This is a genomic window from Rickettsia massiliae MTU5 (assembly GCF_000016625.1).
Taxonomy (GTDB): Bacteria; Pseudomonadota; Alphaproteobacteria; order Rickettsiales; family Rickettsiaceae; genus Rickettsia; species Rickettsia rickettsii.
Genome location: NC_009900.1, coordinates 997,338 through 1,009,180 on the forward strand (window position 1 = coordinate 997,338; position 11,843 = coordinate 1,009,180).

The following is an 11,843-nucleotide window of genomic DNA, read 5'->3' on the forward strand; positions in this document are numbered from 1 at the left end:
AGCATAGTTTAACCGACCAAAAGCCAGAAACTATTAATAATTTTTTAAATTAAACGAATATATACATTATAGATTAACCTTGCCTATAGCTTCAACACGAACTCTATTCTTAATAATTAAAGCGTAAAACCGCTTTAAACCTTTTGATTATCCTATGAGGCTGTTAACAAAATCACTTTAATTGATAATTAAAGAGATTTTTACAGTAATAAATATCCCTATTTCAAAAAAATTTTATAATTTGCAGTTAAAAAGAATTTAATTAGCTTTAAAATTATTTTGTTAACAGCCTCATAGGATAAATACCAAAGGTTGAGCTATTATAATTAATTAAAAAATATTTGCAATCATTTATATATTTTATTTTTTGAGAAAGAGTTTTATTAAAGAGTTTATTTTCAAATTAAGCAAAGAATCGCTTTTTAAAACCCATTTGTTGCATACATCAGTTCTTCAGTGTCCCTACTGCGACTTAATAATGTGTTGTACGGCACGTTGTTAAAATCGTCATTGCGGAGCAGCAGGCATTGCCTGCGTGGACCAGTTTCTTAATTGTCATCCTGTAAGCTTGTAGCAGGACCCAGTTTAAAAATACTGACAATATTAGTATTTTTAGTTGCCGTGGTCCGTCAAGCCACGATATGACATTGAACAGGTTTTGCGGTCCACGCAACAATGCCGCGGGGAACGAGCAATACAACAAAACGGGTTTATTAGATCTATTGCATAACCTATCTTATAGAGAGATATAGACTTAGAAATCCATACCGCCCATGCCTCCCATACCGCCACGCATTGGCATTGGCTCTTCCTTATCAGAAGATTCGTCAACAATTAAAGTTTCCGTGGTAATAATTAACGAAGCAACGGAAGCAGCATCTTGAAGTGCAGTACGCACTACTTTAGCCGGATCAATAATTCCTGCTTTAATCATATCGACATATTGCATATCTTGAGCATTAAAGCCATAATTTTTATCCTTATGTTCTAGTAATTTACCAACTACTACGCCACCGTTTTCACCGGCATTTTCAACAATCTGTTTTAGCGGATCCTTTAAAGCTTCTATTACTATTTCAATACCTGCTTGTTGATCCTTATTCTCTACTTTAAGCTTTGTTAAAGGTTGTGATGCATGAAGTAATGTTACACCGCCACCGGCAACAACACCTTCCTCAACTGCCGCTCTTGTAGCAGCAAGTGCATCTTCAACACGATCTTTACGCTCTTTCACTTCAACTTCCGTAGCACCGCCAACCTTTAATACGGCAACACCGCCGGAAAGTTTAGCTAAACGCTCTTGTAGTTTTTCTTTATCATAATCAGAAGTAGTTTCAGCTATTTGAGATTTAATTTGTAATACTCTATCTTCAATATTTTTCTTATCACCGTTACCGTCAACAATTACGGTATTTTCTTTAGAAATTGTTACTCTTTTTGCTGTCCCTAGACTCTTAATACTCACATTTTCAAGCTTCATACCTAAATCTTCAGTAATAAGCTCACCTTTAGTTAGGATAGCAATATCTTCCATCATTGCTTTTCTTCTATCGCCAAAACCAGGAGCTTTTACTGCCGCAACTTTTAAACCACCACGTAATCTATTGACTACAAGCGTTGCAAGAGCTTCGCCCTCAACATCCTCAGCAATAATTAATAGCGGGCGTTGTGATTGTACTACAGCCTCAAGTATAGGTAACATCGGTTGTAAATTTGATAATTTTTTCTCAAATAGTAAGATGAAAGGATTTTCAAGCTCAGCAACCATTTTCTCGGAATTCGTTACAAAATACGGTGATAGATAACCTCTATCAAACATCATACCTTTAACTACTTCAACATCGAAGCTAAAATTCTTTGCTTCTTCAACGGTTATCACGCCTTCTTTACCGACTTCCTCCATGGCCTTAGCAATTTTCTCACCGATTTCCTTATCACCGTTTGAAGAGATAGTACCGACTTGTGCGATTTCCTCTTGGCTATTGATTTTTTTACTGGACTTTTTAATTTCTTCTACTACTGCGTTTACCGCTAAATCCATACCACGCTTTAAATCCATAGGATTATAACCGGCAGCTACTAGCTTATTACCCTCACGAGCCAAAGCTCTAGCAAGGACCGTAGCTGTAGTAGTACCATCACCGGCTACTTCTGCAGCTTTTGTAGCAGCGGATTTTAATAGCTGAGCTCCTGCATTTCTAATTTTATCTTTTAACGCGATCGATTTTGCAACCGTCACACCGTCTTTGGTAATTTTCGGTGAACCGAATGATTGCTCGATAAGTACATTTCTGCCTTTTGGACCTAAAGTAACTTTTACTGCATCTGCAAGTATATCAATGCCTTCTAGCATTTGCTCACGAGCTTTTGAGCCGTGTTTAATAAGTTTTGTTGCCATATTTAATTTCTCCTTAAAACAAATTATTAATTAATAATACCAAATACGTCGCTTTCTTTCATAACGATCAGTTTTGTGCCTTTAATTTCAATTTCGGTGCCTGCCCATTTACCGTATAAAACTTTATCGCCTACTTTTAGCTCTAAAGGATGAATTTCGCCTTTTTTATTACGAATACCGTCACCTACGGCTACTATTTCACCTTGCATCGGCTTTTCTTTTACAGTATCCGGAATAATAATTCCACCTTTAGTTTTTTCTTCTTGTTCGATAGGCTTTATTGCAATTCTATCATGTAATGGTTTAAAAGACATTTTAACCTCCAATTAATCTTTAAATGTACATACTATATATATTTTATTTTTGTTAGTTCAAGGGGCAAGAATAAAATTTTTTTTATTAGAGGTCTATTCTTTCTCAAAATCCTCTAAACTAGTGCCGTGTTTAGTTTTACTCCATTTCAAATTCAAAGGGCAGAAAATTATTTCAAATACTGCTTTATATGAAGCTACAGTATGTAATATAAAATAACTAGCCTATAAGATCAAAGCTACTATATATCCTGAAATTTTACTTTTCCGCTTTTTAAAGAATTTTTTAATATATACAGAGCTGTACCATATAGATATAAAAGCGAAAAAATACTATTAATAAGCCATAAATGATTAATTATAGAATTTTTATTTATAACAATAGAAAATATTATAAAGGGTAAATGCCAAAAATTATAAAAGTAATAACAATTTATGTAGATAAGCCGATGAAAATATAAATTGTTATTACTTACAATAAAGTAAACTTTTGGCATTTATCTTTTTGTGCTTTAAATACCAAAAATGTTTGCAAAAAGCCTTGAATCCAACGTGATCTTTGATTTCGCCAATTACCTAAACTATTCGGAGCTTCTTCTAGAGTATAGGCATCAAGAATAGCTACTTTATAGTTCTGTGAGTAAATTCTTATACCAAGCTCGGCATCTTCTGGTACATTATAAGCATCCCATCCGCCAAGCTTAAATATATCCGTTTTAAAATGATTACTAGTGTACCCCCAAGAGGTGTAGGAAGTTTTAGCAAACTTAATCCTTTCAAGATATATTCAAACCATAAACTATATTCTATATTAAACATGTATGGACCTACCCGATAATGCAAGAAAAAAATAATATATAACAGCAAAAAAATCGAATGCAGTCATGTATCCGGCTTATAGTTAATAAATCACTTTAAATTTACCCTATAGCCCTGATGGAATTCGCTGGCTTACAAACTATATTACTTATCATTTTGTCGACTTCTAAAGAGTCATTGTCCAGTTCAGTTTTTTTGTAAGCTAAGGTTCGTCTTATTTACCATCAATATTATCATTCTTTCGCATATTCCGGATTAGAATCTATTAAATTTCTACTTACCTATAATATTATCTCGTCAACTATTTGTACCAATTCTTTAGCTACAAACTTTACTCTCAGTATAATCATTACCTGAACTGTGTACTGTAAACACCACTCTTGCTAGTTTATTAGCTACTGCAACAGTTGTTTTATTATGCCCATTTCGTTCAGATAAATTAAACATCCACTTGGTAAACTTGCTATAATCTTTTTTAGATTTTTGCTCTTCCGTGGTAAATCTTATCTTACTATTCAGTACTGCTCTTGCTCCTTGAATCAACAAAGTGCGTAAATAGATATCACCTCTTTTACTAATACCAAGCAACTTATCTTTGCCACCACTAGAATGTTGCCTTGGCACTAATCCTAGCCATGCTGATAATTGCCTGCCATTTTTAAAACAACTAGCATTACCTATTGATGCTATTAAGGCTGTAGCAGTTATTAAATCTATACCTGGTATCGTCATTAGTTGTTGGTGATTACTATACTGGCTAGCTATAATTTTTAATCTTTGTTTTAATTCTTTTATTTTTTTATCATTCTCTAGAAATTCTGCTTTTAACTCACTAAACGTTCGATAGCTTAGCTGACTTAAATCCCCTTCATCTAAAATTTCGGTTAATTTTGTCATAATCTTATTGATTCCTTGCGGAATAACAAAACCAAATTCATGTAATAATCCCCTGATCTCATTAGCAAGAGCTGTACGATTTTTTACCAATCTCTGTCTTACCCTATGAATAAATAAAATATCTTGTTGCTCTACAGTTTTGATAGGCACAAACCTCATATTAGGTCTTGCTACTGCCTCACATATTGCTTCTGCATCAAGCTTGATCATTTTTATTAGTTTTAACATAAGGCTTAACAAATTGTGGAGCCATTAGTTTTACATTATGACCTAATTTTGTTAATTCTCTTGCCCAATAGCTAGAACCACCGCAAGCTTCCATGCCTACTAGACATCTTCTTGGTAAATTAGCCATAAAAGTTATAACCTGCTCTCTCATTAATTTTTTCTTTAATATTGTCTTACCATTTTTATCTACACCGTGAATTTGAAAAATTCTTTTTGCAATATCTATACCAATTGTGGTAACTTCCATATGGACCTCCTTATTGTTGTTTAGGATTCATTTCCTATCCTAGAAGATTAGCTTCTGCTTCTCATTCTGTATATAGGGTAGGTCCATACCATTATTTTGGTTAAAATATTCTCATTTTTATTATAAAAATTAAGCTTAGCTTAAAGACAAGCATATTCTAGAGGCAAGTTTTTCAACATTGCTAGAGCTTTAAGTGGCTGTTCAGGTTTATCTTCAGCATCATATACTACTAGATACTCGCCACGTGAATATTCTAGAGCATAATTAAGGGCTTTCGGCTTTTAGTTCTTGGTAGACTTTTCGGAACAGATATAACATGAAAATAAGACGGTAAATTATATAACACTATTTCTTTAATCATTAGATAATCGTCATCTTCGGTAATAATTTTAACGCCTAACTTATCTTTTGGATAATTAATTAATGAAATATTTTTAATTATTGACCTTAACTTACTTAATTCTTTATATAACAGTACTAAAACTGTATAAACCGGTAAAGCTTTCTCCTCATTGTGAAAAATTTGTGATTCCAGCGAATGATTTTTAGTACTCCTTGTTTTGTGAAGCGATTCCACCTCTGTCATCCCGCGACTTGATCGCGGGATCCAGTTAAAAATACTAATATTAGTATTTTTAATTATTTTCTGGATACCGTAGTCAAACCACGGTATGACACCGAATACGCTTTTCAATCCATGCAACCCTACCGAAGGCGATTCTCTTACTGCCCTTATAAATAACAGAGCTTTTAAAATATTTTGCAAACAATAGCTTATATTATTAGCAACATGAAATAAAACCGGCAGATAAATCAATGTTGCTATAAACACGACGAAAAATATTATTATTTTATTGGTATAATTAATATTCTTAGCAATAATCGGTCCGACTTTAAATTCAAGAGCATATTTTGCTTTGATACTAGTTAAATGGGCGAAATTTTTTTCTAATAATTTATAAAAATAATATTTTTAGATCATTTATAGCAGTTATTGTATTACCTGAACATCTTCATATATACAATAACCATTCACTACATAGGCTTGTATATAAGAATAATGATAAATTTTAATATAAGAAATATTGCTTATTAGCGGCAATATTCTATTTTCATATAATATATCAATCATTATCTCATTATCGATAATGGCTTCTTCGATCATAGCTTTTAAACTAGTAGCTTGTTTTTTACCTAATAAGTTTTTATCTCTGATTATCTGTAATATTATATCTTCATTTATACATCTAACCATGCTGAAAAACTTATACCTGATATTTTATATTTCTTATTTGAAAGACTGCGATCCCAAAAATAACCGATTTGAGCAGTTAACAAGTTTCTATTCTCTTTACCAAAATTAATTATCTTTGCAATTCTAGCTGCTCATAAACTGAACTATCATATACATAGCCGTAATTTTGCCGAGTATGGTATTTTGTAAAATTTGTAAGCATTATGCCGTTTTTAAATTTAATCCCTTCACAAGTAGAAAAATTATAATACATCTTCTTAGAACCAATATTAATTGAATGTCCAAAGCTAAATATATTTTAAAATAGTAACAGGGCGGATATTTTTAGACATTCCCACTAGTAAAGATATCTCGCCTAAAAAATCTTCTTTAAGTTTTTTACTCTTACTCATTAAAATTTGAGGCTGAGCCAAAATAACAAAATCTTTATCTTCAAATAGCTTCAATTTATAGTAAATAGAAGCATCCGTGCTTATGTTTTTTTTATTCAAAAATTTATCTTCTTTGTACAAAAAATGTACTCCAATATTTTGATTATCGGTAATACCGTATTCTACAGTACTACTTACAAAGTGCTCATATTGATCAGAGGATAATTCTACTATCTTCTGCTCTAATCTTTTTATTTGTCGTAAGATTTTTGCATGAAGACTCAGCTGATCGCTTACTTTTTGAGGTATTCCCATAGATAAGCTACTCTTTCTCTTATGTATAAAAACGGCTTCTTCTCTTTGCTTTTTCTCGTTTTTTGATATCTTATTAACTTTATTATACCCCCCACAATATATCTATATCTTCCCTGCTCTAACAACCATGCCGAAGCATGTACCTTATTAATATCAAAAATAATTATAAGGCATACTATAGACAATAATATAATCTTAATACCATAGTCGCTTAAATTTAAAAAACACACTATAATAGCAATTATAAATTGAGTAAAGAGCTAGGTTAAAAAATTTTTAATTGAAGTAGTATATGGAATATTGTAGTAATTATTTTATAACTTAAAATTCATTCAAAGAGGAAAATATGAACGATCCAAAATATAGAACTATTACTTTTACCGAAGAAAGTAGAACAGCCAATATTAATATATCCCCCGATAAAATAACAATTGGAGCTAATCAGCGTGTTACGTTTGAAAGCCTAGGCAATGTTGCGGAATTAATCTTAGGGCCACATAGTAGTGTTAAAGTAACAGATCTTAATCATAAGGTATTTATAAATAATACCAATCGAGATAAGATAATTATATTATCAGGTGAACATATTGCTTTTGATGATAATCCATACGCTTAATAAAGACGTTATTCTCGTGGAAGATTGGTTACGTGGATCATGCACCGTCATTGCGAGGAGCAAAACGATGCGGCAATCCAGAGAAATAATAAAAAAATGCTATAAATTAGCATTTTTTGCAATGACGGGAAAACTGATCCACTGAGCAACTTTCTAAGACTCAAGCAGTACCTGATTTTGTAGTTTAAATAATTCCGCAGCTCCGCCTTTAGCAAGTTTTAACATTGCTAAAAACTGCCCTTCGGAAAAAGGATTTTTCTCTGCCGTGCCTTGTACTTCGATTAAATTACCGTTACCTGCAAACACAAAATTACTATCCACGTCCGCATCACTATCTTCTAAATAATCCAAATCTAGTATCGCCTCACCTTTATATATACCGCAAGAAATAGCTGCAATTTGACTAATTAACGGGTTCACCTTTAAAACTCTCTTTTTCATCAAGGACCTAATCGCTAGGTGCAATGCTACGTAGCTCCCTGTTATTGCTGCAGTTCTAGTACCGCCGTCAGCATTAATAACATCACAATCTATGATAATTTGCCTCTCGCCGAGTTTCTTCACATCAATTACACATCGCATCGCCCTACCTATTAAACGCTGTATCTCTTGCGTTCTTCCGCCTTGTTTTCCGAGTGCCGCTTCTCTTTTAATACGCTGTGATGTAGAACCGGGAAGCATACCGTACTCGGCAGTAATCCAGCCTTGATTTTGTCCCCTCAAGAATGGCGGTACGGTAGTTTCACAAGTAGCACTACACATGACATGTGTATTACCTATTTTAATAAGACATGAACCTTCCGCATTAATAAGCGGGGATAATTCTAATGAAATAGGACGTAATTGGTTGCTTTTTCTTCCTGACTGTCTCATAATACAATTTGTACTCCATAAGTAAAAATAAATAGTAGACGAAGTTTAATGTGGAAAAGAGTAAGGCGTTTCATATTTTTTGACCGCAGCGTACTAGTACGCGAGGATAAAAAAATACGAAACAACGAGGCCAATTTTTCAAATTAAACGAGTATACCATTGAAAAAATTTTTATTATATCTATATATATCTCAAAAAAGAACATAAATATAAAGTAAATAATATGATAGACGATAATATAGAAAATGATGAACAAACAATAATAACTGATATTGCTGAAGAGATAGTTGAAACGACAAATCCGGAGATAACAGCGTTAAAAGCCGAGATTGAAGAGCTAAAAGATAAGCTAATAAGAACTACTGCCGAAATAGACAATACAAGAAAGCGTTTAGAAAAAGCACGTGACGAAGCAAAAGATTATGCAATTGCTACATTTGCTAAAGAACTACTAAATGTTAGTGATAATCTTTCAAGAGCATTAGCACATAAACCGGCAAATTCTGATGTAGAAGTCACAAATATTATTGCAGGCGTTCAGATGACTAAAGACGAGCTAGACAAAATCTTTCATAAACATCATATTGAAGAAATAAAGCCGGAAATAGGATCAATGTTCAACTATAATTTACATAATGCAATTGCGCAGGTAGAACATCCTGATCATGCACCGAATAGTATTATTACTTTAATGCAATCAGGATATAAAATTAGAGATAGACTACTTCGTCCTGCTACCGTACAAGTAGTTAAAAAACCTTAATACTCGATGAACTTCAAAAATTGGCGTCGTCGTTTTACAAGAGCTTCGGTTCTCACGTATTAAGTACACGCTCCGCTCCTCGACTTGTAAACTCCTTGCTCTTTTTGAAGTTGATCTTCGTGTAGAAAATGGGAAAAATAATATGAATAGAACCGTTATATTTTGGCTAGTTTTTTTAGGGTTTTTTATAAGCGGTTTTATGCTAATGTCAGACGCAGTAAAACCATTTTTTATCGCATTTATACTATCTTACTTACTACAACCTGCTATAGGTTTTATCGCATCAAAATTTAAAATATCAAATAAATTTGCATCAAGCATAATTTATCTGATATTTTTGAGCATATTTTTTTTAAGCTTAACTATTTTAGTGCCGATAATTTATGGACAAATTTTTACTTTTATAAATAATATTCCAAAATATAACAATTATTTACAGGCAGAAATATTACCGCCTATAATGGCAAAAATTTATTCGATAGAACCTGATATTGCCGATAAAATCAAGAATTCTTTAAGCAATTTTATAAATAGTATATTTACTATACTTGGCAGTATTGCTAATAATTTTTGGCGTTATACTATTATAACTATTAACATATTTGTTTTATTTTTACTTATACCTATAATATTATTCTATTTCCTACGTGATTGGGCTAAAATTATTGCAAACATGCAATCATTATTACCTATAAAAACCCGACCGAAAATCCTTAAAATATTATCGGCAATTAATAATCTGTTATCTGCTTACATAAGAGGACAGCTAAATATTTGCTTATTATTATCTACTTATTATAGTATTGCATTTACCGTAATAGGTATTGATCTCGCTCTTTTACTTGGCATTTTAACAGGATTTTTAGTTATTATTCCTTTCCTTGGTACTTTTATATCGTTTCTTTTAACTCTAATTATCGGCTATTTAACTTTTGGGGTAACTACCAAATTACTATATATAATGATAATTTATCTAGTTGGAAATATTTGCGAGTCTTATATTTTCACCCCTAAAATTATCGGTGATAAAATAGGGTTGCATCCTCTTTGGATTATATTCTCAATTTTTGCCTGCGGCAGTTTATTTGGCATTATTGGAATATTTTTTGCTATACCGATTGCAGGGATTACAAAAATTTTACTTTTGAATCTAATTAAATTTTATAAATCTAGCAAATTCTATCGAATAGACGGCTAAAAAATTCTTATAACAGTGGTGCAGCAATATATATTTCGTTTTACTACTTCTAATAAATATCATCCTGATGAATTTATTGTTTCTAGTTCTAACGATCAAGCTTATAATATTATAAAAAATTGGCAGTGCGGCTTTGGCGTTAACCCTTATAAATTTACTTTATTAATTAAAGGACCTTCTTCGTCAGGCAAAACTTATTTAACCAAAATATGGCAAAATTTAAGCAATGCCTATATTATTAAAGATATTTTTTTTAATGAAGAAATTTTAGAAAAATATAATGCTTTCATCATTGAAGATATTGAAAACTGGCAAGAGCCGACATTACTTCATATATTTAATATTATTAACGAAAAACAAAAATATCTTTTACTTACCGCATCTGATAAAAGCAGAAATTTTACTTTACCCGATTTATCTTCACGGATTAAATCAGTACTTAGTATGCTATTAAACTCACCTGACGATGAATTAATCAAAATTCTAATATTTAAGCATTTTGCTATTTCTTCGGTAACAATATCCGGACAAATAATAGATTTTCTTTTAGTAAATTTGCCTAGGGAATATTCTAAAATTATAGAAATATTAGACAATATTAACTATTTTGCTTTAATTTCCAAAAGAAAAATAACAACTTCATTAGTCAAAGAAGTTTTAAATAAGTATAATCATAAAACATTGTAACTTTTTCCTTGACTTGAAATCTTCTCAATATAACCTTTCTATAAATTAACTTTTTAGAAAAAATTGTGTTGTGGGATACGAAAAAAAACAAAAAAGTTTAACAGAGAACAAAAACGGGCTATAGGCTTACTATCTATAGGTACTTTTTTAGAATATTTTGATCTTATACTATATGTTCATATGGCAGTACTTTTAAATGATTTATTTTTTCCTCAGTATGATCCTTTTGTTAATTCACTTCTTAATGCTTTTGCGTTTTGTTCTACTTTCATTTTTAGACCGGTAGGGGCTATATATTTGGTTGGATTGGTGACAATATAGGCAGAAAAGCAACTGTTATTATCACCACAGCTATTATGGCAATTACCTGCATTATTACAGCGACTCTTTCTCCTTACTCAGAAATAGGTATAGCTACGACTATAGTTATAACATTATGTAGAGTTGCTCAAGGGATCTCATCAATGGGCGAGATTATAGGGGCTCAAATTTACTTAACCGAAATCACAAAACCTCCTACTCAATATTCAAGCGTGGCTATGATTGTCACAGCATCTACTATAGGAGGCGTTGAAGCACTCGGTATAGCATCTATAGTTACCAGCTATAGTTTAGTTGGCGTATAGCCTTTTGGATGGGAGCAGTTATTGCCGTGATTGGACTAACTGCACGAACTACTTTACGGGAAACTCCTGTATTTGCAGATGCAAAACACCAACTTCAAGAAAGCTTAGCTGATGCTATTGAAAAAGGAGATGTAAATATTAAAAAACCATTTTCTGCTACAAGAAAAGGTCAATAAAAAAACCTGTTTGGCTTATTTTTTAATTGAATGTGCGCATGGCCTGTATCATTTTATTTTACC

The 11,843-nt window shown here is 32.0% G+C and carries 13 protein-coding genes and 2 pseudogenes; 7 read left to right on the top strand and 8 right to left on the bottom strand.

The genetic code is table 11. The features are described 5' to 3' along the window. Window positions 1-754: 754 nt before the first annotated feature. The 7 genes and pseudogenes from groL to RMA_RS05425 all read right to left on the bottom strand — a co-directional run bounded on the left by groL (window position 755) and on the right by RMA_RS05425 (window position 6,667). Window positions 755-2,398 carry a chaperonin GroEL gene (gene groL, locus RMA_RS05395; protein WP_041404810.1) on the bottom strand — a complete coding sequence of 548 codons (1,644 nt, stop codon included), beginning with the start codon at window positions 2,396-2,398 and terminating at the stop codon, window positions 755-757. A gap of 26 nt (window positions 2,399-2,424) precedes the next feature. Further along, window positions 2,425-2,712 (bottom strand): co-chaperone GroES, encoded by a 288-nt coding sequence (locus RMA_RS05400; protein WP_014365566.1) that lies wholly within the window; start codon window positions 2,710-2,712, stop codon window positions 2,425-2,427. Window positions 2,713-3,181: 469 nt separating this feature from the next. Then, window positions 3,182-3,496, bottom strand: coding sequence for a glycosyltransferase family 2 protein (locus RMA_RS12075; RefSeq protein ID WP_337998659.1), 315 nt, complete (start codon window positions 3,494-3,496; stop codon window positions 3,182-3,184). A 350-nt stretch (window positions 3,497-3,846) separates the two neighbouring features. Continuing rightward, window positions 3,847-4,900: pseudogene (locus tag RMA_RS05410) on the bottom strand (IS110 family transposase). Between the two features lie 253 nt (window positions 4,901-5,153). Continuing rightward, window positions 5,154-5,666, bottom strand: a complete 513-nt coding sequence (locus RMA_RS11175) for a hypothetical protein (RefSeq protein WP_238375422.1) — start codon at window positions 5,664-5,666, stop codon at window positions 5,154-5,156. Between the two features lie 225 nt (window positions 5,667-5,891). After that, on the bottom strand, window positions 5,892-6,155 hold the full coding sequence (locus RMA_RS09980) for a hypothetical protein (protein ID WP_155813867.1): 264 nt from the start codon (window positions 6,153-6,155) through the stop codon (window positions 5,892-5,894). Beyond that, window positions 6,140-6,667 (bottom strand): annotated as a pseudogene (locus RMA_RS05425) (hypothetical protein). The gene RMA_RS09980 and the pseudogene RMA_RS05425 overlap by 16 nt, the downstream one beginning before the upstream one ends. Window positions 6,668-7,187: 520 nt before the next feature. Between RMA_RS05425 and RMA_RS05430 the strand changes: the two are divergent. Next, a complete protein-coding gene (locus tag RMA_RS05430) occupies window positions 7,188-7,457 on the top strand; it encodes a hypothetical protein (protein WP_041404812.1) in 270 nt (89 codons plus the stop codon). Between the two features lie 153 nt (window positions 7,458-7,610). On the opposite strand, the gene rph is transcribed toward RMA_RS05430, so the two are convergent. Next, the gene (gene rph, locus RMA_RS05435) at window positions 7,611-8,330 is read right to left on the bottom strand and encodes a ribonuclease PH (protein WP_014408896.1); all 720 of its coding nucleotides are present in this window, start codon (window positions 8,328-8,330) and stop codon (window positions 7,611-7,613) included. Between the two features lie 223 nt (window positions 8,331-8,553). Between rph and grpE the strand changes: the two genes are divergently transcribed. From grpE to RMA_RS11190, 6 genes are all read left to right on the top strand, one after another. Further along, window positions 8,554-9,093 carry a nucleotide exchange factor GrpE gene (gene grpE / locus RMA_RS05440; protein ID WP_014365563.1) on the top strand — a complete coding sequence of 180 codons (540 nt, stop codon included), beginning with the start codon at window positions 8,554-8,556 and terminating at the stop codon, window positions 9,091-9,093. A 142-nt stretch (window positions 9,094-9,235) separates the two neighbouring features. Beyond that, window positions 9,236-10,291, top strand: coding sequence for an AI-2E family transporter (locus RMA_RS05445; RefSeq protein ID WP_041404813.1), 1,056 nt, complete (start codon window positions 9,236-9,238; stop codon window positions 10,289-10,291). 18 nt (window positions 10,292-10,309) lie between these two features. Beyond that, complete coding sequence (locus tag RMA_RS05450) at window positions 10,310-10,978, top strand: HdaA/DnaA family protein (protein ID WP_041405032.1); 669 nt, start codon at window positions 10,310-10,312, stop codon at window positions 10,976-10,978. 180 nt (window positions 10,979-11,158) lie between these two features. Beyond that, window positions 11,159-11,299: a hypothetical protein gene (locus RMA_RS11180; RefSeq protein ID WP_238375423.1), complete on the top strand. Its 141-nt coding sequence runs from the start codon at window positions 11,159-11,161 to the stop codon at window positions 11,297-11,299. Between the two features lie 20 nt (window positions 11,300-11,319). Then, entirely contained in the window at window positions 11,320-11,604 is a 285-nt protein-coding gene (locus tag RMA_RS11185) for a proline/betaine transporter (RefSeq protein WP_238375587.1), read from the top strand. An 8-nt stretch (window positions 11,605-11,612) separates the two neighbouring features. Beyond that, entirely contained in the window at window positions 11,613-11,780 is a 168-nt protein-coding gene (locus RMA_RS11190) for a hypothetical protein (protein WP_014365559.1), read from the top strand. Window positions 11,781-11,843: the final 63 nt, after the last annotated feature.